We start from the raw sequence: 25,561 nt of genomic DNA, 5'->3' as shown, positions 1-25,561 counted from the left end.
TTTTTTACCGAGTGTGCGCGCTGCAACTGGTCTTTTCGTAAAAAACCCGGTTTCTGGGCCCCCTGCGGTAAATCTGTCATTGCGAGTGAAACGCAGGAATCGCAAAAGTTGCGATCGCTTTACATCCTGTTACACGCTAAAGTTTATTTGCACCTACCGACTCATTGGCTAATCATTTTTTCTGAGCACTAATCTCATCGCAGAGGTGTTTCTCGCTTTCCTCAGCATTATTCTGCAAATAGTCGTGCAGCCAATCGCAGCCTTGCACCAGCATTTCATCTAAACTTCTGATTTGCCACAACCGGGCTGTTTTGTCCCATGATGCCGTAGCGATGTATTTGCCGTCGGGACTAAAACTGACACTGATTACCGCATCTTGATGTCCTTTAAATTCTCGTATCAACTTACCCGTGACATCCCACAACCGGGCTGTTTTGTCCGATGATGCCGTAGCGATGTATTTGCCGTCGGGACTAAAACTGACACTCGATACCGCGTCTTGATGTCCTTTAAATTCTTGTATCAGGTTGCCTGTTAAATCCCACAACCGGGCTGTTTTGTCATAGGATGCCGTAGCGATGTATTTGCCGTCGGGACTAAAACTGACACTCCATAACGGATCTTGATGTCCTTTAAATTCTCGTATCAACTTACCCGTGACATCCCACAACCGGGCTGTTTTGTCGTCATATGATGCCGTAGCGATGTATTTGCCGTCGGGACTAAAACTGACACTATTTACCCAACTTTGATGTCCTTTAAATTCTCGTATCAACTTACCCGTGACATCCCACAACCTGGCTGTTTTGTCATATGATGCCGTAGCGATGTATTTGCCGTCGGGACTAAAACTGACACTCGATAACGAACTTTGATGTCCTTTAAATTCTCGTATTAACTTACCCGTGACATCCCACAACCTGGCTGTTTTGTCCAAAGATGCCGTAGCGATGTATTTGCCGTCGGGACTAAAACTGACACTCCATACCCCACCTTGATGTCCTTGAAATTCTCGTATCAACTTACCCGTGACATCCCACAACCTGGCTGTTGTGTCCCATGATGCCGTAGCGATGTATTTGCCGTCGGGACTAAAACTGACACTCCATACCGGATCTTGATGTCCTTTAAATTCTCGTATCAACTTACCCGTGACATCCCACAACCTGGCTGTTTTGTCATAGGATGCCGTAGCGATGTATTTGCCGTCGGGACTAAAACTGACACTATTTACCCAACTTTGATGTCCTTTAAATTCTCGTATCAACTTACCCGTGACATCCCACAACCTGGCTGTTTTGTCATATGATGCCGTAGCGATGTATTTGCCGTCGGGACTAAAACTGACACTCTCTACCTCATCTTGATGTCCTTTAAATTCTCGTATCAACTTACCCGTGACATCCCACAACCTGGCTGTTTTGTCCCTTGATGCTGTAGCGATGTATTTGCCGTCGGGACTAAAACTGACACTCAATACCGAACTTTGATATCCTTTAAATTCTCGTATCAACTTACCCGTGACATTCCACAACCGGGCTGTTTTGTCATATGATGCCGTAGCGATGTATTTGCCGTCGGGACTAAAACTGACACTCTCTACCGCATCTTGATGTCCTTTAAATTCTCGTATCAACTTACCCGTGACATCCCACAACCTGGCTGTTTTGTCTGATGATGCCGTAGCGATGTATTTGCCGTCGGGACTAAAACTGACACTCAATACCGCATTTTGATGTCCTTTAAATTCTCGTATCAACTTACCCCTGACATCCCACAACCTGGCTGTTTTGTCATAGGATGCCGTAGCGATGTATTTGCCGTCGGGACTAAAACTGACACTCGATAACGAACTTTGATGTCCTTTAAACCGATTTTGTTCTCGGATGTTGTCGAGAATCTGACTTAGGGCTATCTGGGGAGTAGATATCGGGTAATCTGGAGGGGAAAGAACTTCCTTGACTGTAGCTTTAAGTTCTTTCCCAGTATTTACGGCAGAGCTTAAAGCATCTATTTGGTTATTGCCAGATTCAAACTGTTTCAAAGCATCACTTGCCGATCGCTCTAATTTCTCTAATTTTGTCAATTTCTGTGCCTTGTTCACTTGCTGCCACGCTACTCCCATTACAGTTGCAGCTAAAACTAGGCTAATACTCAATACCGCTGTACCAATACCAATTCGTCTCCGGGCTTTTTGCTGTGATTCTACTGATAACTGTTCTGCTTTTTGTCTTGCCTCGGCTAATATCTGGTTTTCGGCTTTAGTCTGATTGAGTTTTTGGCGTAATTCTAGTAATTCCGCACCGCGCTGTTTGCGGATAAAAGGCACTAAATAATCGTGGACAAGCTGGTAGCGTTCGGGAGTTGCTGGCACTTCTAACACCAATCCCGATTTAACGACAATCTCTAAAATTAACTTTAAATTTTCTGACTCAGTTCTTAAGTTTGCTGCTAAATCACGCAAAGTTTTCTGAGGGCGAGTGTTGTTTTCATCCGTCAGCAAATACAAGACAAGTTCGGCAGTATCTTTATTCTCCTTCCCGCAGTCGGCGATAACTTCTGCTAAAAATTCCTCAACCAGTTTTAGCTTAGCCTGATTGCCAAGTTGCTGATATTCAGTCAGTTGAGTAATCTGCCTTTTTTCCAATTGTGTCCCCACGATTTGCAACTCAATCGGCCGCACTTCCCCGACTTTACCTGCTAAATCTTCTACCAGTGCGTTGACCAAATCTTCGGATAAGTCAAGTTGAGAACGTTTTGTTAAGGTTTGGAGAACAATTTTAGCATCGGCTATCGAAAAATTACCCAAGTAATAGCAGATTTTTTTATTGAGAATGTCGTTATCAATCATCGATAATTTGGTCGTGCGATTCCATTCTAATAAGTAGAAAAGATAATCTTCACGCAGCGACAGGATAATTTTGAGTTCACCAATATCATTTAAACATTCAGCCAAAAAATCATAGAACTTTCTCCGGCTAGTTAGGTCTTGATAAGCAAAGAAAAATTCCTCAAACTGGTCAAAGATTAGTACCGTCAATAAATGGCGATTTTGATTAAGTCGTAACTGTTCCAGAATAGCTGCAGGCGTGTCAATAGGAGTAGATAAACTCTCACCTTTTATTTTTTTAATTCCCGATCGCAAACACTGACCGCAATCCCTAGCCCAATCGTGATAAGACTGCAATAAAACAGGCAATACATCCCGCGCTTCAAAAGTTGTAAGTTGCAGGGCTGGAACTAATCCCGCTTGAATAATCGAACTTTTTCCTACTCCCGACTGTCCGTGAACGATCGTCAGCTTGTAAGCAGGTGTACCTATCCGTTCAATTATCCGTTTAATATCCTGCGATCGCCCGGAATTAGCTTGAATTTCCTCAACAATTTTAGCTTTTGACAGACCGGATTCTAAACCGATGTCAATTATTTGTTGCGGCGACTGCAAGCGACCGGCACCAATAAAAGCTTGCAGTCGGTATTTGCTTTTAACTTCCTGTTGTTCTAGTTTTAAATGAAATGCTTTTAAATATTCGCTTTGCTCAAAATAGAGAGTTCTCAACTCTTCTAAAATCCTCAGATAAAGCTGCACATCATCTTGAGGCTGCGTATTTTCTTTAGCTGCTTCTAAGTTCTTGGCAGCCTCCGATTGTTGACTGAGATTTCGCTGCGCTTTTGCCAAAAGTAACAGATATAAACCAGTCTCTTGTTGGAATACTTCTGCTTGTGTCAAAACAGACTGTGCTGATTTAGCTAATTCGCAAGCTTTTTCCCACTCAGAACGTTGCAGCGCTACCTCAGCCAAAAAGCCGCAATCTTCAGCTACTTGACTCGGAGTGCCGTAAATTTTGTGCATTTCTAAGGATTTTTTAGCTAAACTTTGCAACTCTTCCCAAGCTGCTAAACGCCGCAGCACTTCGCAGAGTTCGCTAATACATTTCGCAGCTAAATCTTGTCGCTGCACTTGCTCAAAACTATCCAGAGATTGCTGTAAATACTTTCTAGCTTCTTGCCAATAATCTTGTTTTCCTGCCCGGTGCAATTCAGCTTTGCGGTTGTAAGCTTGAGCAATTTTCTGGGAGACAATTCCTTGTCTTTCTAACTGGTGATTTTGCAGCCAAAATGTCAAACTTTGCTGATAATGTTCGAGTGATGAATCTATTTGATTTTTCTGAAATTCAACTAAACCGCGAATAAATTGCCAACTAGCTTGCAATTCCTGGTCTAATGCTGCATTTAGCAAATCATTCTCCAGCAACTCCATTTCACAGTCATCTAATTTGAAATTATTAACATCAGCAAAAGCTTGACTGGTTTGTTGTTGTAACAAATTCATCAAATCATCGGGCGGCATGGTAAACTGAATTGGAGGAGGAGCCCAAGACTTCAAATCATTCGCCGATCGACTGAATTTAGATAATACAGAATCCGTTAACCATAATATCAAAGGAAAAGCAAAATCTTGCTTGAATTGATCTCGCGCTCTATTCGCGCCCGCTAACAGGTCATCAACAGCAACCACCGATTCGATACCGACAATTATTAAAGCTTTTGGCGGTTGCTCTTGGACGGCATTGAGAATGGTTTGATAAAGTGTTTTGGTGGCAGGTTCAAGGACTAATTCTTGATATTCAATCGTCGATCTATCGCGCAGTTTTTCCAGCATTGCAGAACGCAAGCTAGCATAATTGCAGCGCACTAAAGTTAAAGAAAACTTTCCTTGAAAGCGGGCGATCGTCCGTACCAAAGTAGAGAGCGATCGCTCGTTTTCGGCTGCAATATCTTCGGCGGGATTTGAGTTTACCATAATCTCACGAATTTTGCTGCTGCCACAGCTTAAATTTGTCAGTTTCCATCAACAGCGGATTCAACGCAAACCAATTTCCTTGAGGGTCTGCATATTCAAAAACCCACAGGTTTCGCAGCAAATCTTGGTATTCTTTATCTCCATTAATGCTTTGTTCTTTCACCACCTTAAAGAGTAATTCCCACTCATCATTATCAATGCCGCGAATCAGAGTGTCGCGGGAACTGCGAATCACTGATTTCAACACATTTTGCGAAATAGGAGGGTCATCTTGCTGCAAGCAACCAAACAGCATCCCCATCAAGTTTCGCAGATGACCTCCGCTGACTCGACACAATTCATCTAAAGTTTCAGGACTGTCAAAAACTTGGGTAATTAATGTGATATGTTCCTCTGGCACAACATCGGGAAATGCCCGCGACATCACCATGCGTCGCAGCAAATTCATCCCCTCAACACATTCGCTGCCATCTCTATTCTTTACTGGTACCATCGGCAAAACTTTCGGGTCAACTCCGCCCCCCAAGCGATTTTTCAAAATTTCGCTTTCATTGCCAAAAATCAATCCCAGCGGCAGGGTATAAACTAAATGGCAATTCAGTTTCCGCAACTGATCGCCTCGGTCAATAAAGATATATTCTGGCAACAGTCGCCCCGCTGCATTGGATTTAGAAACTATCCGGTCTAAGTTGTCAACAATCACCACCAATCCTTTTTTACCCCGCTGCTTTAGCTGATTAACTGCTACATCAATAATTTCTTGATTAATCAGTTCTAACATTTTATTCGCTTGCGGTTCCATGTACTGTCTCAGTTTAGATCGCAAGTCGGGATTACTTTTGGTTTTGGCAGTAATTTTGGCGATGCCTAAAGGCAGAGAGACTTCCAGATTTCCGTCTGTATTGCCCTTATATTTGCTGCCAAAAAGTTCTCCTTCTACTTCTAAAGAAGTCACAGGGGTTTGTAAAAATTTCCAACTATTTTTTAAGAATTCTTTAAAACCCTGGGGCTGCAAGGAAATTTTGCCCTCTTCCAAGCTTTGGGTGACTCGCCGGGCGATCGCTAACATGATATCTGTCAAATCGATATCCATTTCATCGAGGTCTTGTGTTGACTCGAAGTAAACTACATGAAATCCCTCATCAGTCAACTCTTTTTGCAGTCGCGACAATTCAGTAGACTTGCCGCAACCAATATGTCCGCTAAATAATTGGCAAGTCCGTTTATCTGGTGACACGCGGGTAATTGTTCGTTTGAGTACGTTAATGATTTTCCCGCCGCGCACCTCAGCAAAATCAATGTAGTATCGCTGATCTTCGGCATTGCCCAACATCAGGGAGTGAGTGGGGTTGCAGGCGTCGCAAAATCGATCGAAATCTAGGTTCATAAAATTTTCTAAATTAGTTTTTGTAGTTATTGTAGGGTGGATAAGGGCTGAATGTCTTTACCATAGACTAAACATTTTTGCAGCTAAGTACCCTACGGTTAGTTAGCTGACCACCCATACGTCGAAGACTATTAGTGTGAACCTGGATGCTGTTTCCAATATTGGTAGGCGGCATAGGCCAAGGTGACAGCGCCGGTCACGATGGCCGCTTCATCAACCTCAAATTGCGGGTGATGGAGGGGATAGTTCGGTTTGTCAGTCAGTCCCACTCCTAAGCGAAACATGGTTCCCGGTGCGTGTTCTAAGTACATCGAAAAATCTTCCGCGCCGAGGGATGGTTCTGGTAAAATTTGGACGCGCGATCGACCTAAAGCTTCTAAAGCCGCAGTTTCGACTAATTGCGTGAGTTTTGGGTCGTTTTGGACTCCCGGCACGCCGCGCTTGTAGGTGAGTTCGTACTTAGCGCCGTAAGTCCCGCAAACGCTAGAAACAATTTGTTCGATCCAAGCCGGCAGGTTTTCGTGGGTTTCCGGATGCAGCGATCGCACAGTTCCCAATAATTTTACTCGATCGGCAATTACGTTCGGCGCTCGTCCGCCGTTAATTTGCCCGATGGTCAAAACCAGTGGCCTCAAAGGATTTTGCGTGCGGCTAATTGCCTGCTGCAAAGTGGTAATTATCTGAGAAGCAATCCAAATTGCGTCGATCGCCTCGTGGGGACGCGCACCGTGGCCGGATTCGCCCATCACAATCAATTCTAGGTCATCTGCTGCCGCTGTCAGTGCCCCGTGGCGGATACCGATGCAACCGCCGGGAATCGTCGGAAAAACGTGCACTCCGAGGATGCCGTCAACATCTTGCATCGCCCCATCTTTAATCATCCATTGAGCACCTTGGGCAATCTCTTCCGCCGGCTGAAACAAGAAGCGGACGTGACCGGGCAGTTTTTCCTCTAGCTGAGACAATATCATTGCTGCGCCTAAACCGACGGTGGTGTGGATGTCGTGGCCGCAGGCGTGCATGACTCCCTCGTTGCGGGAGGCAAATTCTAAGTTTGTGCGTTCTTGAATCGGCAAAGCGTCCATATCGGTGCGAATTGCCAGCCACCGGGACTCGCTGCTGTTGCCTTTGATTTCGCCGATGACGCCGGTTTTGCCGATTCCTTCGATCGCGCGGACTCCGCTGGAAGCGAGGACTCCGGCTACGTAGGCGGCCGTTTGATATTCTTGGCCGCTGAGTTCGGGGTGGGAGTGGATGTGGCGGCGAATTTCGATTAAGCGGGGTGCTAGGGTGGCGGCTAATTCTTGGATGCGGGGAAGCATGAATTTACTTGGGGAGTGCGTTAATTAACTAAGGTAACGCAGATGCTTGGAGTTGAACCCGCATCAAGGGTGATTCTCGCTTAACAGGCTTTCCGCCCTGTTCCAGCGGATTAATCATCTTTGGATTCTTTGGATTCATTAAACTTGCCTTCCTTCTGCGCTCTTTCGAGTCCTTCTTCCACCAAAAGTAATGCCATTTGGGAAATCGAACGACGCTCAATACTCGCCAGCTTCTCTAATTTTTCCTTGATTTCGGGCGGCGGGTAAAAGGCAACTCTGGGAGATTTTGCAGGACTCACATTGTTTGGGGGTAGCGTGTTCACCATGTCATTTTACTCGTCGCTGTCGATTTTTTGTGGTTGCGATCGATCGTCGCTTTGAATTCTCCCCTCAGATTTAGCCTCATCTACTGCTTCTTGAATTAATGTCAACACCATATTCGAGACCGGTCGATAATGCGATTTGGCTAACCGCTCTAGGTCTGCTTTAAGTTCTTCTGGAAGATATACAACTATTCTGGGGAGTTTTGCTGGCAAGGCTGTTATTTGTGCTTTTACTGCCCTATTGTACCTTTTTTTAACCTCTACAGTATCAATTTTACCCTCACAGGTTGACTCGGAGTGCCTACCGTGATACTTTAGAGTTAACACAAAACAAAACCCCCACCGGTCGGAGTTGCAATCGTTCGGTGGGGGCTTGAACTCCCATATTTAGGAGAAACTGTATGATATCACAGCCAAAATCAGTTCCCGAACTGCTCCGGGAAGAAATTCCTGACGTACCTCAAGGTAAACAACCGATTCGTTTGCTGTTGTGTGGCGTTCCCAAAGCGGTAGACAGCATTGTTAATCTGTTGCACGTTTTAGGTTTTGCAGAAGTTGGGGAATGGAGCCCGCCTCTACCATCGCCGATAGCGGGTGAGGTAATTCGGATTTTAACCCGTTACTGGAAAGAGTAATCTTTGAGGGCGATCGCACGGATTCCAGAAGTGCGATCGACCCTTAACTCAATTCCAAAAGTTGGCTCAAAAATTCAATAAAATTTGCCAAAGCCGGAACCTGCTGCTGTGTCTGTTCGCTCACCCAATTATTATCAGCAATACTTGCTGTATTAGTTTTGCCGGGTTTGAGAACGCTGACAACAGTAGCCACTAAAACTTTTTGTCTATCGAAATTTTTCCATTTTAAAGCTTTTATATCTGATTGTGAGAACTCATTTAGATATGAACTAGCTTTCTCCATGTACGCGGGATAAGCTATCTGTCCGCACTCGCACAGTAAAGTATCTAAAACACCTTGCTGCTGATTGTCTGGCAAAACATAGATTCCTGTACGCGGGCTATTAGTATCTACAACACCAGGGTTAACTGGAAAATTAGGAAAATAACTGCGGAACTTGTTAGAATATGTTGCGACAATGTGATCGGGAGTTGATTTGTCACAATCGGCAACTATCCCGAATGCTGCCAAGTTTGTTTGATACTCAGAATTAGCAGACAAAATGTCATCCAAATTAGTCACAATATTGCTTCCTTCGCCTTCATAAATTGCTACCGATAGGCTCTCTGTGAACAGAATAGAAGGCATATTAAGACGTTTGTACAAGCTTCCTTGTTTGGGATACTTAGGAATAAATTTGTGCCAGAATTTATCAAATTTACTTTCCAATTCTTTTGACATATCCAATCTTGTCAACTTATCCAATTTATCCCACTCTTCCCGAAAATCTTTAAAACCCAAAAGCTTGAGAACCTTGCCGACAAATGCCTGATCGTGCGGGCCTTCTACTCCAATAATGGCATATCTCACACGCGAACCTCCAGACCTAAATCCTCCCGCAATCTTTGCAATCTTTCCCGTTCAATTCTAACGGCTTTAGTTTGTGACTCCTGTTTCTCTAAACGATAAAGAACTAAGTCCGTCTCCGTATCGCTAGCATCCAACATCGCATCAACTGTTTCTAAACTGTGAGTAGTTGCAAATAACTGAACATTCATTTGCTTGCACCACTGCACAATCCAAGCAAATGAACTGCGAAGTGCTTCAGTATGAATTGCTGTTTCTATCTCATCAATTAGCAAAACTCCACCTCTGACTTTTGTCAGTGTTAGAGCAATAAATAGCAAGCGACGTACTCCATCACCAAAAGAACTTAATGGTGAAATACCCACCTGTTTGTGGTCAATATAGAGACTGCTACGATTGCCGCCATGCGAGAGAATCACTAAATCAATAATTCCTGAATCCATCACTTGCAATAGCTTAATCACTTCCGGCTTAAAACGCTGAAAAATAGCTTCTGAGAGCAAGCCAACTTGTGACTGTTCTATGCGGTGAGAAAAAGGTGTCACAGTATCAACTGACAGCATTGCATCTGAGCGAATTCGCCGATTTGTTAAACGCTCATTTTCCCAAATTTCAAAAAATTCAGATAATTCATTTGGTGAATCCGATATAATAGCTTTCAGCTCTATTTCTGCACCTCGCAGAGTATTATCAAATCCAAGATCGTCTGAGGATTGACTTTCGTCATCATCCGATAATTCCACTCCCTCAAATTCTTGGTAAATTGCCCTCGACTCTCTCACTAGAAACTTACCATTACCAGAAACACGAGTTTCCATTTGGTAAAAATCCAATTGTTCTTCTTCTTTCTTTTGAGGAAACAGCCATTTTAGTGCCTCCAGTCTTGGCTTGCGAGAATATTTGATTTCTCGCCGCCACGATGTGTTCAGCCATTCCAGCGGATCTAAGGGGCGACAATAGGTTGATATCGCCTCTAAAACACTGGTTTTACCTGAGTTATTCCCACCAACCAATATGTTGATTTGGCCCAAGTCCTGCAAAGTTAAATCTCGCAGACCTCGGAACCGATGAATGGTTAAATTGTCAAGGTGTTTCATAATTATGACTTGGGCGTATAAGTCGATCGCACTTGCAACTCCTTCAACTGCTTCTCATCCACACCAGACGGCGCATTTGTCAGCAAACAACCCGGCTGCTGCGTCTTCGGAAACGCAATCACATCTATTCACTGTAATAATACTTACAAGCCACGATCGCAATTTCTTGCTCCGTAACTTGGTAAACTAAACGATGTTCGTTATCAATGCGCCTAGACCAAAAACCACTTAACTCGTATTTCAGAGGTTCAGGTTTTCCCAATCCTTCAAACGGTGAGCGGTCTATATCTTTAATCAATTCTACAATTTTGCGATAAATCTTTTTGTCTAATTTTGCCCATTCATTAAAATCTGCAAAAGCAGAAGATTCACAAACAATTCTTCTGCTCATTGCAAATTCTGTAAGTTAACTTCAACTAAATTTTGCCCCTCTTTAACATTTTCAATAGCTTTTAAAAGTCTATTTTTGTTGACTTCTGATTTCAAAAGATATTCTGTTTCATCACACTCAGAAACAATTATTTCAATCTCTTTATCTCCAAAAGTCGCCTTGATTTGTTCTAAAAAATGATGATTGAGTTCGCTGGCTTTTAAACGATAAACTGTTGACATCGTTTTTACCTATTTTCGATTATGCTAATTATAGCGTTTTTAGTCTCAAGACCTGGAATGTAACTCTAGCATACAGTATCAGCCAAAGTTTTGACTCAATGACAGTCCAGGACGCAGAATAGTGTCTGTCATGCTGAACAAAACGCAGTGTAGTGAAGCATCCAGCGAGATGCTTCCCTTCTCTCAGCATGACACATAGGCTTTGCCTAAGTCCCCATTCGCTTATGACTTGGGCGTATAAGTCGATCGCACTTGCAACTCCTTCAACTGCTTCTCATCCACCCCAGCCGGCGCATTCGTCAGCAAACAACCCGCCTGCTGCGTCTTCGGAAACGCAATCACATCGCGAATCGATTCCTCACCAGCCAACAGCATCACCAACCGATCCAAGCCGTAAGCAATGCCTCCGTGGGGCGGAGTTCCATACTCAAACGCATCCAACAAAAAGCCAAACTTATTATAAGCTTCCTCAGTCGATAAGCCGATCGCCTCAAACACCTTTTCCTGAACTTCCCGCTGATAAATCCGCAGGGAACCGCCGCCGACTTCTGTACCGTTTAACACCAAGTCGTAAGCTTGAGCTCTCGCAGTTTTCAAATCATTAATATCGTCGGGATGCGGCGCAGTAAACGGGTGGTGCAATGCTTCCAAACGCTTCTCGTCAGCGTTCCATTCAAACATCGGGAAATCTGTCACCCACAGCAGATTCATCTTGTCTTTGTCAATCAATCCCAATTCGTTACCGACAAACAAACGCAATCTATCCAAAGTCTTATTGACAGTTGTCGCGTCAGCCGCAGCAAATAACAACAAATGACCGGGTTGCGCGCCCGTGCGATCAAGCAATTCCTGTTTTTGCGCTTCCGTCAAATTATCCTTAATAGCGCCGATCGTATCAATTTCGCCATTATCCCGCACGCGAATGTAAGCCAATCCCTTCGCACCCGCTTCGCTGGCTTCCCTAAACAAATCGCCACCCGGTTTAATCCGCACGTTAGAAATCGCATCATTCCCGCCGGGAATCGGCAAAACTTTCACAATTCCGCCCGCAGCAACCGCCCCGGAAAATACCTTAAATCCCGAATCTTTCATCAAATCGGAAACATCGACTAATTCCAAACCGAAGCGAGTGTCTGGTTTGTCGCTACCGTAGCGATCCATTGCTTCCGCGTAAGTCAAGCGCGGAAAAGGACGGGGCAATTCTATGCCTTTGACACTTTGGAAAATCTGGGAGACTAAACCTTCGTTTAATTCGAGAATTTCTTCTAAAGACATGAAACTCATTTCCATGTCTAATTGTGTGAATTCCGGCTGTCTGTCGGCGCGCAAATCTTCATCGCGGAAACAGCGGGCAATCTGATAATATCTGTCCAAACCGGAAACCATTAACAATTGTTTGAACAACTGCGGCGACTGCGGCAAAGCGTACCAATCGCCCAAATTGACGCGACTGGGCACTAAATAATCTCTCGCACCTTCAGGAGTCGATCGCGTTAAAATCGGTGTTTCAACTTCAATAAAACCTCCCACATCTTCCAGGTGGCGGCGCATAGCTTTCACGACTTGGTGGCGAAGCTGCAAATTGCGACTCATACGATCGCGCCGCAAGTCCAAATAGCGATATTTCAGCCGCAAATCTTCCCGCACGCTTTCATTTTCCGCCGTCGCCACCTGAAACGGTAACTGTTTGCGAACCGCATTTAACAACTCAATTTCGTCAGCATAAATTTCCACCTCACCCGTAGGCAATTTCGGGTTGAGGGAATCTGCGGGGCGGCCGGTGACTCGCCCGGTAATTTTAAGCACGTATTCGCTGCGTAAAGCCTCAGCCCCGTGATAGGAATCCGGGGTGCGTTCAGGATCGCTGACAATTTGCACGATACCCGATCGATCGCGCACATCCAGAAAAATCACCCCGCCATGATCGCGGCGGCGATCCACCCAGCCGTAAAGGGTGACAGTCTCTCCGATGTGTTCGCTTCGCAGTTCGCCGCAGTAGTAACTTCTCATGGTTGGGGGTTATGGATTAAAAATAAAGCTTTTTGATTATAGCGCTTAGTGTCAAAACCTTTTATGAACAGGCAAGATGCCTGTTCCACAAGAAAATTCAATCTTTGTGGAACAGGCATCTTGCCTGTTCTTTAAAAGGGTGTCATATCTGAGTTTAATGCTTCTTGTCAAAAAACGCCGTTAGCGCATTCCATGCAGACTTAGCGGTTTCTGTCAAGCGAGTGTTGATCGACTCAATTTGCTTCACAATAAGGTGCCAATTCTTTTCAGCTTCCGTCTGAATGTGGTCAACAGCTTGTTCGATGCGATCGCGTTCGATCAATTTATTTTGTTCCACCGCTTCTCGCGCTTGTCGCACTGCTTTCAAATAAGCTTCGCGACTGACTTCGCCGGCATCTTGCACCTGCGCTTGCGCCCGCGTTTTAATCGCATCTACCACCAGCCAATTTTTCTCAGTTTCTTTTTTAATCAGCCTGACTGCTTCTGTGAATCTCTCGTGGGCGAGATCCTTATTTTCTTCGATCGCCCCGGAGGCCTTATTCACAGCTTTTAAATAAGCTTCGCGGGTGAGTTCGCCCGCTGCTTGCACTTCGGCGGTGGCGCGTTTTTTAATTGCTTCAAACAGCGCCGCAGTTTCTGCGATCGCCTCATCAGTCGCATCGGGCATCTCTTTTTTGACGAGCTCCGTCGTTTCCAGAGTTGCCTCTAAAACTGGTTCCTCGGTTACTTTTGGATCTGTCATCTCAATCTTCTCCTGTGGTAGTAAACATTTTCAAAAAATCTCACAGTCCCTGGATGCAGACTTTGTAGGTGTAGCGCCAGAACGAATTGTGGTTTTTTATACAGACTTTGTACGTGTAGCGCCAGAAGGAATTCTGGCATTTAATAAGAACTAGGCAATTCTTTTTCCAGCTTGATCAACTTTTGTATCCGCGTTTACCTAGTTGGAATGACCTCAGTTCTATTACATTATATCTACCAAAGTTACTCTCGTGTGTAGGATACCACCAACTTGCAGGTACGGTTTAGCGCACTTAATTTTGTGATAAGTCTCTATACCTAAAAAAAAACACCAATAAACTTGGTTTCTCAACACAATAAAACGGGCAAATTTAATAATTTCAATTTGCACCGTGCAAATCTTCGCTTTCTTCCGTATATAACAAGTGGTGACATCTTTGAGCGTGCAGTAAAGATTGAGGAAATTCGTACTTAGATAAGAGGATCTCTTCGAGTGCAACTTTCATTTGATTGGCGCAGATATGTGCTGGCACTTTGCCCGTTCCCGTACCCATGCCGGGAATAGCGATAGTTTCAATGATATGTTTGACTGGCGTTCCATCTGGGACTGAGCCAAATTTTACGAGAGTCAAAATAGCGCGGGTTGCTAGATAAACATTTACTGTTTCTCTTAAAACTGTGGGAACGCGCATAATTGGTGCAGCGATTAAATAGGGAATTTCAGCATGATCGGTGTCTACAATTTCTGCCCTTCCTACTAAGAGTTCGCCGTGATGTCGAGCCTGAATTAGTTTTTGCAAGCGTTCAAGAACCTGCCCTCCAAAATATTCCGAAATTTCTAACTCTAAGCCGTCGTCCATGAAACCAAAACTATTCCCCGGACTAACAAGAGCATCACATTTCACATCAAATATTGAACCGTGATGTATCTTGACATTTTCCATACTGCCGCAAGTGCTTTCCCACGATCTAACTAAACTATCGTCTAAGGCAGCCAGCACAATTTGCATAAATACTCTCTCTTAATTTTAATTGCGAACAGCTAGAGCGATCGCCAATTTAATCCTACAATACTTTACATAAGTTCGCTGAATCTCACATTTATCTCAAATTCAACTAGCAAATGTTCAATAGCTGTATGCAGCAATACCCAAATTTCCGCCACCCGATCGCAATTAGTTTAGGTTCCGTTGCCGACGCTTTGAGCCGGTATTATATCACCTTGTGGTTTGCCAATCGTTTCGGGACGGCTTTTCCCTAGAGCTTTTAACCCGGTTGCCACCCTGTCAGGTTTAGGTGTGATGATGTGTACTGCATCGTGTTTTCCGGCTGAGGGGCTAAAGTTTTCAAGCTGTTTCCTTATCTTGTTTTCAGTGTACTCTTTCTCGGTTGAACTCACATTTAATAAATAATGCTTATGGCGCTCCGATCTCGCGGTTATCAAAAGAACGGTTAAGAATTCAAACAGCGTTTGGTGCGTTTATGCTCGTACATTAGTTTGTCAGCCTTTGCCAGCAATTGTTCTAATAAAACTTCATTATTTAACTCCCCGAACTGCACACCAAGACTTATTGATATATAACCTCGCTCGGACTGTTGATTAAAGCAATCTATATTTTCTTGCAGGCGACTCTGAAAATTAGTAGATGAATCACTAGAAAAATTAGTAATAAATAAAGCAAATTCATCTCCTCCCAGTCGAGCTACAATATCCGCGTCACGAAAGGTTTGCTTTAATATTTGAGCGGCGTCAACAATTACTCTGTCTCCCATTTCGTGTCCGAAAGTATCGTTAATTTTTTTCAAACCATCTAAGTCAGCGAACAAAATACAATAAGAGGTTTGCGTGCGTTGAGCAATTTTCAGTTGTTGTTCTGCTAATAAAAAGAAGCCACGTCGGTTATATAATCCAGTTAATTGATCGGTCACGGATAGCTGCCTTACTTCTGCTTCTGCCTTTAGACGTTCCTGAATTTCGTGTTCTAAACGTTGATTTTGTTCGATCAGTTGTTGGCGTTGCTGTTGGATGAGTAATTGATTTTTTACTCGCATGAGTACTTCCTGCTCTTGAAAGGGTTTGGTAATATAATCTACACCACCCAGTTCAAAGGCTCGTAGCTTGTTTTCCAGTCGCTCGATCGCACTGATAAAAATAACCGGGATCTCTGCACTGGCTTCCGATGCTTTTAACTTTTGGCAGACTTCGTACCCATTCATCTCCGGCATATTGATGTCAAGTAAAATCAGACTTGGTGGGTCGCGATGAACACCTTGGAGCGCCATTCTGCCGTTGAGCGCTTTACGCACAATATAGCCCTGTGACTCTAGAATTTTGGCTAACAAGCGCAGATTGTCTGGGGTATCATCCACGATGAGAATATTCGTTTGGGCGGCAAGTTTGAATAGAGTTGTCATGGTCTTCTTCCTAAATCTGGGTGAGAGTTGCGATCGTTTCAAGCTGAAAGTTATCGACCAGAGATGTCATCGCTTCGATGAAATCTTGTTTCTCCTGGGGAATTTGAGCAATAAGTTGATAAAGCTTATTATCACTAAGATCGAGTGCTGCTTCATGAACTTCTGCAATCCACTGGGTGGGCATGGTTTTCAAGTCAGGAGTAAATATCTTTGGTGGCGAAGCTGATGAGTCTGGCGGAAATTTTTCGGCGTAGCAGTAGCGGACGCCCAAGTGATGAGCTATTTTGTCGAAAAGTGTGTATTCATTAAACGGCTTGGCAATGTAGTCATCGCAACCAACTTGCAGGCTGGCGGTGCGATCGTCTTCAAAAGCATAGGCAGTGAGGGCAATGATGCGTGTCATTTGTCTGTTGTCCTGTGACATTTGCTCTCTCGTGTCTGCTGATGACCCATGACTAATGACTAATGACTGTTGCGCTCGAATCTGTCTCGTCGCTTCATACCCATCCATCACAGGCATTTGAATGTCCATCAAAATCAGGTCAGGGTGCCATGTTTGCCAACGATTGATCGCCTCTACCCCATTTTCCACCGCACACACATCAAACCCAACTGACTGCAGCAGCGTCACCAGCAGTTGCCGATTTTCTAGAACGTCTTCTGCTACTAGAATTCGGTAGATAGGTTGCCCAGGTTCAATCCCGATAATCCGATCGCTAATTTCAGGTTCCTCTAAATCAAGGGACTCTGGTAGTTCCAAAACGACTTGGCAGGTAAAAGTAGAGCCTCGATCTAGGGTGCTTCGCACGGTGATATCGCCTCCCATCAGACGCGCAAACTCACGACTGATAGACAGTCCTAAACCTGTTCCTCGATCATGACGATCGCGATTGGTTTGCATGAAGGCGTCAAAAATTGATTCTAAATCTGAGGGAGAAAGGCCCGATCCGGTATCCTCAACTTCGAGAGACAGGGTAATAGTTGGTTTAATATCGGGTGGATTAGTGGCGCGATCGCGATTTGTACCGGATGACATATCATCTGATGAAAAAGCTCGTCCGCGCAGGGCTATGCTTCCTGTTGTTGTAAATTTGATCGCGTTCCCCAACAAATTAATCAAGATTTGGCGAAGTTTTGCTTGATCTCCACAAACATAACGGGGGACAGTAGCATCCCACTCGCTGCTCAGATGTAACCCTTTCTCAGGCGCTTTGAGGGAGAACATCTCGTTAATAGAACCCAGCAGTCGATGCAGATTAAAACAGCTTCGACTCAGTACCAATTGCCCGGCTTCAATCCTAGACATTTGCAAAACATCGTCGATCAATGTCAGCAAGTGCTCTCCACTACGGGTAATGATCCCTAAATGCTCTTGAAATTCTTCTGGGATATAGGGGCTGTGGTTCATAAGCTGGGTAAATCCCAGAATGGCGTTGAGTGGCGTTCTGAGCTCGTGGCTCATGTTAGCAAGGAACTGGCTTTTGGCACGGTTGGCTATAGTTGCCCTTTCTGCAGCGTGTTCTAGGGCAGCTTGCGAAAATTCTAACACCGCCAGCATGAGGATATGTCTCATTTCGGCGGCACCTTCTAACTCTGCAATCTGCCACGGCTCAGACATCTCCCGCACTGTCTCTTTCCACAGTTCAAAGGATTTGCGGGGACACAGGTGCATTTTTCCAATTTCGTCGATCGACACAGCATCCTGTGGATTACCAGCCCAGTTTATGGTTTGAATTTGTTCGGGTCGAAACCAAAGAATGTGGTATGACTTTTGTATGGTGTAGCATAGCAAGATTGAGATTGCTAAAACACCACTACCTCGCTCCTTAAATTGCTTAGCTTGGGGATACAACTGAGACAAAGAAGCTGTTGCAAACACTCGTTCTTTGTTCTGTTGCAGCAACCACTGCACAAGTTCGCAAACTTCTGATTCAGATGGTGTTTTACCTACCAATGTCAGACGACCATCGAGCAGAATTGCAGCTCCCTGAGCATGAACTAAATCTAGCAATTGAGAAGCATTTTCGGTCAATACTTGTTCGATAAAATTAGACTCTCGCCGGAATGCCTGCTGAAGTTGATCCTGAATAGTTTTCGCCTGCGATCGGTAAAGGTTCAATTCTCGCTGTTGCTGGTGCACCAGTTCGATCGAGGCAAATTGTCCTAAAAATTCACAGGTTTTGCGAGTGTCGTAATCTACCAATCGCGGGCTGTAATGGTGACAGGCAATTAATCCCCAGAGGCGCCGATCGTCAATTAACGAAATTGTCAGTGTCCCAGCAACTCCCATATTCTGCAAATATTCAAGGTGGTAGGGAGATACTCCCCTTAACACACAAGCAGTTAGATCCTGCGGTGTATCGGTTAGGGGATGGTTGGTGGGAATTAGGCGGGCCGGGGTGTAATTGATATTGGGAATTTGGCGTATCCAATTGCGGTAAAACAATTTGCGGGCGGGTACGGGAATATCGATCGCCGGGTAATGCAATCCCAGGTAGCTTTCTAAATAGCTTTCTTTCTCTTCGGCAATCACCACCCCATGCTCATCGGCTTCAAAGCGATATACCATCACGCGATCGAACCCGGTGATGGCTTTCACTTCTCTAGCAATGGTTTGAGCTAAATCCGAAAGATCGATCGCACTGCGAAAGTTGAGGATAACTGTTTGCAGATGATGATAAAAATCGATTTTCTGATTATTTTCAACAGTCAATTGGGGTTCTAGCTCCAGAATCAAATCATCGGGTAGCTGATGTACTGTGCTTCTAAATGTTTGAATTTTACCGTCTTTTAGAGGTATTTTTATATCAAAAGTATTATTAATGTTTATTTGTTCGTGACTGATCTGCCTGACAATTTCTTGGACTCGATCGTGACCAAATATTTTTGGCAATGAATGACCTAATAATTCTTGGACAGAAATTCCAAAAAACTGTTCGACATTTTCACTAGCTTGTAAAATATTGAGGTTGTTTCGTTGCATAAATAAAACGATTCCGTGTGGCTGAATATGACCGGGAGCGTACACGGATTCGTCACTGCATTCCTCTAAATTTGTTAAATCGCCAGGAGTAATTTGGGAAATATTGGGTATTTTATGAGGCATTTTAGAGCAGTAGTTATCAATAAAAATTAAGAAGTTTTTTGCCAATTGCCAAGAATTAAATTTAATTCTTTTTAGCTGTTCCTAATTCCCTAGTCCTAATCAAACGTTTAACTGCACAACACCTTATAAATCCAATGGACGGATTCCACTTGGGAAATTACGTTGAATTAGATTAAGGATTTTCTCAAATTGATACTGGTTGGCGAGTTCGGTCAGATGAATACCGAATTGAGCGAGTTCTGAGGAAAGTTGAGCTACCAGTCCAACGATCGCAAAATCATCCCCACATAAAGCAGCATCTTCCAACTGAACCACCCATTCTTTTGGTAATGTCGCCAGAAGCATTGGATCGAGGGAATCAGAAACGGAAGAGGCAACGGAACAGAGATCAGAAGGAAAACAATCTGTTCCCCGTTCCCCTTTTTCTGTGTCCTCTTCCTCATATACATACTCTAAACCTAGGTATTCCCCCATCTTAAGAAATAGGGTCTGTTCCCGGAAGGGCTTGCTGATGTAGTCGTTGCAGCCAGCAGCCAAGGCTAGGGCGCGATCGCTCTGGGAAGCTTGGGCCGTAAGTGCAATAATGATACTGTTCTGTCCGTCTTCCATTGCCCGAATTTGCTTCGTAGCCTCGTATCCATCTAACACGGGCATCCGAATGTCCATCCAGGTTAGGTCGGGTTGCCATTCTTGCCAAATCTGCACCGCTTGCTGTCCGTTGGTAGCTTCTTTTACCTCTAATCCTAATTGTGTCAGTAATCTGACCATTAGCAAGCGATTTTCTGCTTGATCGTCAACCACCAAAATGCGACGATCGGGTTGACCGGGAGCCAGCCCAATCACGAGGCGATTATTCTCTTCGGGTGTAACATTAACTCCACTGATGGGGCTGACGGGAAGGGTAAAGGTGAAGGTACTACCCTCTCCCAGAGTGCTGCTGACAGAAATTTCTCCGCCCATGAGTTCCAACAATTTGCGGCTAATGGTGAGACCTAGCCCAGTACCGCCGATCGATCGTCTCCCAGCTTGGGCTTGCACAAACGCATCGAAGATAGTATCGAGTTCGACCGATGCCATCCCTACACCTGTGTCAGCGACTACAAACTGGAGAATCGGCCGAGTTGTGGTTAATGCCCCTGTACCGTCCGCCTCAATGCTGACTTGCAAACTAATGCTTCCCCGATCGGTAAATTTGATGGCATTACTCAGCAGATTCAGCAAAACCTGGCGCAGTTTTTGAGCATCGACAAGCATAAATTGGGGAACTTCTGGCGCAATCTCGAAACAAAGGTCAAGTCCTTTAGAACTTGCTCGTTCCGCCAACATATTTCGGAGGGAATGCAGCAGCGCAATTAAGTCCAATCCGCTTTCTTCAACTGTGCAGTGTCCCGATTCAATTTTCGAGAGATCCAGCACATCGTTAATCAAACTCAAGAGGTGATCTCCACTGCGCCGAATTGTTTCCAGGTCTTGTTTTTGGTTGGGAGTTAGGGAGGGGTCATGGGTCATCACCTGAGCAAATCCTAGAATTACGTTGAGAGGAGTGCGTAATTCATGGCTCATATTGGCTAGGAAGGTACTTTTTGCCAAGTTCGCTGCTTCTGCTGCTTCCCTTGCGTGCTGCAGTGCCAATTCTTTTTGTTTGCGATCGCTAATATCTTGCCCAATGCCCAAAAAATGCCCGCTAGAAAGCCGCACGTTTGCCCAAGATGTCTCTAATTGCTGTCCGGTGGCGGTCAGTGTTTTCATATCTTGCCACTTGCCGGTTGCTGATAACATAAAGTTCCCGACATTTTGACGATCAACTGGGTCAGGATAACACTCAGCTAAGATATCTTTTTGCTGCCAATCTTCTAGGGACCAACCTAAAATGTTTTCAAATTCTGGGTTGAGCAATTCCATTTGACCTTGCCTGTTAAATAAAGCAATCATCACTGGGATATTATCGACGATCGCCTGAAACATCTCTTTCTGATAGCGCAGAGCTTCCTCTGCTTGTTGTCGAGCCGTAATATCTCGCAGAAAGGTAGTAAAAATAATTTCACCGCCGATTTCGATCTGGGAAATGGAAGCCTCAGCCGGAAATTCTGTGCCATCTTTGCGCCGTCCAAAAATGGCTCCTCGCTCTGCCATTTGCCTTGCATAGGAGCCATTGTGGGTATACTCGCTGATGTGCTGATGGTGAACTTCTGCAAAGCGCGAGGGCATCAACATCGCCAGGGGTTTCCCTAAAACTTCCTCAGCGGCGTAACCAAAAATTCGTTCTGCTCCTTTGTTAAACAGAGTAATTTGCTGATTGGTATTGATAGAAATAATCGCATCGCTGGCAATCTCTAAAATTCCTGCAAATCGCGATTGAGAGATGTGTAAGTCGATTTCGGCTTGTTTGCGTTCGGTGATATCCCGGCAGATACAGAAGTTCATCATCTCACCTTCTAATTCTACCCGATCCCAGCTAATTTCCACATCATAGACAGAACCATCTTTGCGGCGATGTCGCGTCTGAAACAGAGGAATAATCTCGTCTCTGAGGATGAAAAGCTGTAGTTCTTCTTTTGTCAATTGAGCATCCCAATCAAAGACACTCAGATTCAGGGTTTCTTCTAGGCTGTAACCTAGCATCCGCGCAAAACTGGGGCTGGCTTCGACGACTTTTCCGAGGCGATTCATGACCACAACACCATCCATTGAAGTGTTGAAAAGTGTTTTAGTCCGCAGGAGTTCCTGTTCTAGGGCAAGTTCGGCTTTTTTGCGATCGCTAATATCTTTCATGAAGCAGTAATGCCCCATAAATTGGTGCTGTTCGTCGTAAGTTGAAATCATCACCAATTGCTTATAAAAAACCGAACCATCTTTACGAACTCCTCTGGTTTCAACTTCAACCCTGCCCTCTTGCACCATCCGCCAATAAGCTGCAACCAGTTTTTTCAACTCATCGGGATCTACGGTTTTTTCCCAGGACATTCCGATCATTTCTTCTGGGTGATAGCCTGTCATGTCAGCATAAGCTTTATTCACATAGAGGTAACGCCCTTGTACATCCAGTTTGGAAATGCCGGACACCGCATTTTGCATTACCTCACTCATTTCTTTACGCTCTGCTTCTGCGTGTTTGCGATCGGTGATATCTTCTGAAAAACAAAGTAGGTACTGGGGCTGATGCTGCTCGTCGTAAATGGGAATCTTCACCGTATGCAGCCAACGTTTGCCCAGACTATGACTGTCAATGACTTCTTCAAGAATATCCTCAGTCTTACCTTTCTCAAAGGCTTCTCTATCCTTTTGGTCAAAAAAGATAGCCTGTTCAGTTGGGAAAAAATCATAGCCACTTTTGCCGATCGCTTTTTCGGCTGAGATGCCAAATAACCGTTCGCTGGTTTTATTCCAAAACTGAAATACGCCAAATTGTTTAGGCTGTGCGTCCTTAACAAAAATTGCGATCGGTAAATTATCCAGCAGTGCTTGTAAGAAATTGCGAGTGTTTTGGATGTCCTGCTCTACTTTTTTACGCTGGCTAATATCAATAAACGTAACTACTACTCGTTGGATTTGACCCTTTTGATCTAACTCAGGGTAGGCATTAACTAATACCCAAACACAACTATCACTTCTTTTTTTTATTCCTAAAACATAATTTTTGAGCGAACTTCCCGTGGATAAAACCTGATTCACGGGATATTGCTCTAGGGGCATAACGCTGCCATCTTCGCGTACCAAATGCAATCCCGGATCGCTCACGGTTTTTCCCAGTATTTGATCCATTGAAAACCCTAGTAATTCAGCAGCCGTTTCATTACATAATTGGACGCTTGTATCTGTCGCATGAATCACAAAACCCGCATTTAAGTTATCGATCAATTGCCGATATCTGGCTTCGCTTACCTGTAAAGCAACTTCAGCTTGCTTGCGCTCTGTAATGTCGGTGTGAGAGCCAGCCATCCGAATTACGTTACCTGCATCATCCCACAGCGCCTGACCGCGATCCAAAATCCATTTGTAGGAACCATCTTTGCAGCGAATGCGATGTTCTGTGATATAAAAAGGAGTTTTCTTGGCAAAATGATCTTGAACGGCTTGCATCACCCATCCCAAATCATCGGGATGTATCAAATTAACCCATTGGTCTAAAATGTTTTGGATTTCATGGTCTTCATAGCCCAGCATTTCCTTCCAGCGACTTGAAAAGAAGACCTCGTTGGTTTGAACATTCCAATCCCAAATGCCGTCATTATTCCCGCGTACAGAAAGTTCCCAGCGTTCTTCACTTTCACGTAGTGCTGCTTCTGCTTGTTTGCGGTCAGCAATATTCCGGGCAATCTTTGAGGCTCCAATTATATTCCCTGCTTGGTCTTTAATGGGGGAGACACTCATCGAGACATCGATTAATGTTCCATCTTTCCTCAGCCTTTTTGTATCGTAGTGTTCGATGCGTTCTCCTCGCTGGATTTTGGTGAGAACTTCGTTTTCCTCATCTCGATAGTCTGGGGGAATCAGTTTTTTCCCTGATTGCCCTACTATTTCGACGGCTGTATAGCCAAAAATTGTTTCGGCTCCTACATTCCAACTTGTAACTACACCCTCTAAATCTTTACTGAGAATGGCATCTTCCGAAGATTCAACGATCGCAGCTAGTCGAGCGATCGCAATTTCTGCCTGTTGTCGCTGGTGAATTTCCCATTGCAACTGGCGATTGGCTTTTTTGAATTGATGGACTTCGCGATAACTAACTTGTGCGAGATACATGACCAAAATCAGCAGCCAAACTAAACTCAATCCCCCAATTAACACAACTGTTGGTAAATAAAATTTACCCTCTTTTACTAAATCTAAATTTGGATAAAGATCTACTCGCCACTCGGCACTATAGGCTCTTATTAAAACTGTTTTAAGAGGTAAACATTGAGACAGAAGCTCTTGACCGTAGATCAAATTCGTGTTATCATATATAGCCACCTTGTACCCAAATGGCACTTTTAAAATACTGTCAAATAGAGTTTTAAACTTAAAAACTCCGACAATAAACCCATCAAACCGCTCCCCTACAAATAAAGGAAAAGTTGCTAGAAATCCTTGACCCCCTTGAACTAGGGAAACATTGCGAGTTAACATAGGTTGACGCAAATCACGAGCCACTTGCAAAGTGATTTTGCGACGTATTTCCAGATTAAGATCTAGGTTTTGCGCTGCCTCATTCCCAGCCAGTGGCACAATCGATCGCACTTTAAATAATGGATCAACTAATGCGATCGCCTGATAACCGTAGAAATCCTTTACATAAGCCTCAGCATCGGCTTCCCAAAGATCCTTTGGTGTACCGCCATTGGCTTCCCAGCGATTCGCCATTTGCCGAAGTGTCAGCATCCGAATTGATAATTCTTCGGTCAGTTGTGACTGAATCGCATTGGCTTCCTGCTGAATTAACTGCTCAATGTGAATTTCTCCGTTGATGGTTAGCTGTTGCCACGTAAATAAAACAGCAAGAGAAGCCACCACACCAAGCAAAAGAGGTAGCAATCGTTTAAGTCGTGTTTGGCATAAACTTCTAATTACGTTGAGTCGAGGGATTACCATAAATTAAGCGATAGATAAATAGATCTGTATTCCCTTTCTTGGGCTAGAGTTGGGTAATTTAATGAGGCAATAAAAAAAAGTTTCGAGCGTGAAAACCAGTTAGGCATAAGACAATATCTAAACTTTATCTGCCTCAAGTGACCTATTAGATTCCACCGACAAAGAATGTTGTTCATTAAGCCCTAGCCCTCTAACTAGATTAAGAGAGGGCGATGAGCAATATCTGTTCAGATTGTAAATAGGTGTTGTTTGCCAACATTGGCGACAAAACCAGTAGATTTGATGCTGGCGAACGTGACGGAGCATTTGAGTCGAGCAGCAGGGGCAGTGTGTCATAAAGACCTATTTTTTAACTAAGGGGTACTTCACTCTTGTTGCAAAGTGCTGTAAGCTCGCTTGAAGCAACGATAACAAGACCCTACAGAAAAAAAATAAAGATTTGGTAAAGAAGATAAAATGGTTAAGGAAAAGATACAAGTTTAAACATTCCGTAATGCAATTAAGATTGCAGAGAATTTTTATCCCAAAATACGCAACTTGTAATGTTCCATCTGGTTTGTTATAATTCTACCCTATTCAGATGCAGCTTTTGAGACCCATTCCTACATAAAATGGTTTTCCTGTTCCCTGTTCCATGATTTGATATGAGAGTCTAAATCCCAGCCCAACACATTGGCAGTTTGAACAGAAA

17 protein-coding genes are annotated in these 25,561 nt (G+C 44.2%); 2 read left to right on the top strand and 15 right to left on the bottom strand.

The features are described 5' to 3' along the window. Window positions 1–172: 172 nt before the first annotated feature. From QUA07_RS07410 to QUA07_RS07390, 5 genes are all read right to left on the bottom strand, one after another. Entirely contained in the window at window positions 173–4,804 is a 4,632-nt protein-coding gene (locus tag QUA07_RS07410; RefSeq protein ID WP_333323773.1) for a WD40 domain-containing protein, read from the bottom strand. Between the two features lie 4 nt (window positions 4,805–4,808). Beyond that, complete coding sequence (locus QUA07_RS07405; RefSeq protein ID WP_333323772.1) at window positions 4,809–6,191, bottom strand: P-loop NTPase fold protein; 1,383 nt, start codon at window positions 6,189–6,191, stop codon at window positions 4,809–4,811. A gap of 131 nt (window positions 6,192–6,322) precedes the next feature. After that, on the bottom strand, window positions 6,323–7,513 hold the full coding sequence (locus QUA07_RS07400; protein WP_333323771.1) for a M20 family metallopeptidase: 1,191 nt from the start codon (window positions 7,511–7,513) through the stop codon (window positions 6,323–6,325). Between the two features lie 110 nt (window positions 7,514–7,623). Then, window positions 7,624–7,839 carry a ribbon-helix-helix domain-containing protein gene (locus QUA07_RS07395; RefSeq protein ID WP_333323770.1) on the bottom strand — a complete coding sequence of 72 codons (216 nt, stop codon included), beginning with the start codon at window positions 7,837–7,839 and terminating at the stop codon, window positions 7,624–7,626. Window positions 7,840–7,845: 6 nt separating this feature from the next. Then, window positions 7,846–8,049, bottom strand: a complete 204-nt coding sequence (locus QUA07_RS07390) for a ribbon-helix-helix domain-containing protein (RefSeq protein ID WP_333323768.1) — start codon at window positions 8,047–8,049, stop codon at window positions 7,846–7,848. Between the two features lie 188 nt (window positions 8,050–8,237). On the opposite strand from QUA07_RS07390, the gene QUA07_RS07385 reads away from it, so the two are divergent. Next, the gene (locus QUA07_RS07385; RefSeq protein ID WP_190663608.1) at window positions 8,238–8,471 is read left to right on the top strand and encodes a hypothetical protein; all 234 of its coding nucleotides are present in this window, start codon (window positions 8,238–8,240) and stop codon (window positions 8,469–8,471) included. A 43-nt stretch (window positions 8,472–8,514) separates the two neighbouring features. On the opposite strand, the gene QUA07_RS07380 is transcribed toward QUA07_RS07385, so the two are convergent. The 7 genes from QUA07_RS07380 to QUA07_RS07350 form a co-directional block, all read right to left on the bottom strand. Continuing rightward, window positions 8,515–9,321, bottom strand: coding sequence for a DUF3226 domain-containing protein (locus QUA07_RS07380; RefSeq protein WP_333323766.1), 807 nt, complete (start codon window positions 9,319–9,321; stop codon window positions 8,515–8,517). Continuing rightward, the gene (locus QUA07_RS07375; protein ID WP_333323764.1) at window positions 9,318–10,415 is read right to left on the bottom strand and encodes an AAA family ATPase; all 1,098 of its coding nucleotides are present in this window, start codon (window positions 10,413–10,415) and stop codon (window positions 9,318–9,320) included. Before QUA07_RS07375 ends, QUA07_RS07380 begins: the two co-directional genes overlap by 4 nt. A gap of 124 nt (window positions 10,416–10,539) precedes the next feature. Beyond that, on the bottom strand, window positions 10,540–10,806 hold the full coding sequence (locus QUA07_RS07370) for a Txe/YoeB family addiction module toxin (RefSeq protein WP_333323762.1): 267 nt from the start codon (window positions 10,804–10,806) through the stop codon (window positions 10,540–10,542). Further along, window positions 10,803–11,027 carry a hypothetical protein gene (locus QUA07_RS07365; protein ID WP_190655705.1) on the bottom strand — a complete coding sequence of 75 codons (225 nt, stop codon included), beginning with the start codon at window positions 11,025–11,027 and terminating at the stop codon, window positions 10,803–10,805. Before QUA07_RS07365 ends, QUA07_RS07370 begins: the two co-directional genes overlap by 4 nt. 222 nt (window positions 11,028–11,249) lie before the next feature. After that, a complete protein-coding gene (gene aspS / locus QUA07_RS07360) occupies window positions 11,250–13,037 on the bottom strand; it encodes an aspartate--tRNA ligase (protein WP_333323760.1) in 1,788 nt (595 codons plus the stop codon). A 154-nt stretch (window positions 13,038–13,191) separates the two neighbouring features. Then, window positions 13,192–13,779 carry a hypothetical protein gene (locus QUA07_RS07355; protein WP_333323759.1) on the bottom strand — a complete coding sequence of 196 codons (588 nt, stop codon included), beginning with the start codon at window positions 13,777–13,779 and terminating at the stop codon, window positions 13,192–13,194. Between the two features lie 379 nt (window positions 13,780–14,158). Continuing rightward, complete coding sequence (locus tag QUA07_RS07350) at window positions 14,159–14,788, bottom strand: macro domain-containing protein (protein ID WP_333323758.1); 630 nt, start codon at window positions 14,786–14,788, stop codon at window positions 14,159–14,161. A gap of 113 nt (window positions 14,789–14,901) precedes the next feature. On the opposite strand from QUA07_RS07350, the gene QUA07_RS07345 reads away from it, so the two are divergent. Next, window positions 14,902–15,039, top strand: a complete 138-nt coding sequence (locus QUA07_RS07345) for a hypothetical protein (RefSeq protein WP_333323756.1) — start codon at window positions 14,902–14,904, stop codon at window positions 15,037–15,039. A gap of 191 nt (window positions 15,040–15,230) precedes the next feature. Here the strand turns inward: QUA07_RS07345 and QUA07_RS07340 are convergent, their stop codons facing one another. From QUA07_RS07340 to QUA07_RS07330, 3 genes are all read right to left on the bottom strand, one after another. Continuing rightward, the gene (locus QUA07_RS07340) at window positions 15,231–16,193 is read right to left on the bottom strand and encodes a diguanylate cyclase (RefSeq protein WP_333323754.1); all 963 of its coding nucleotides are present in this window, start codon (window positions 16,191–16,193) and stop codon (window positions 15,231–15,233) included. 10 nt (window positions 16,194–16,203) lie between these two features. After that, window positions 16,204–19,299, bottom strand: a complete 3,096-nt coding sequence (locus QUA07_RS07335) for an ATP-binding protein (RefSeq protein ID WP_333323752.1) — start codon at window positions 19,297–19,299, stop codon at window positions 16,204–16,206. Between the two features lie 123 nt (window positions 19,300–19,422). Further along, complete coding sequence (locus tag QUA07_RS07330) at window positions 19,423–24,870, bottom strand: PAS domain S-box protein (protein ID WP_333323750.1); 5,448 nt, start codon at window positions 24,868–24,870, stop codon at window positions 19,423–19,425. Window positions 24,871–25,561 lie beyond the last annotated feature (691 nt).

The sequence above is a fragment of the Microcoleus sp. T3_A4 genome (genome assembly GCF_036700465.1).
Classification (GTDB): Bacteria; Cyanobacteriota; Cyanobacteriia; order Cyanobacteriales; family Microcoleaceae; genus Microcoleus.
The sequence above is the reverse complement of the archived record's forward strand: the minus strand, read 5'-3'. Positions and strand labels throughout refer to the sequence as shown.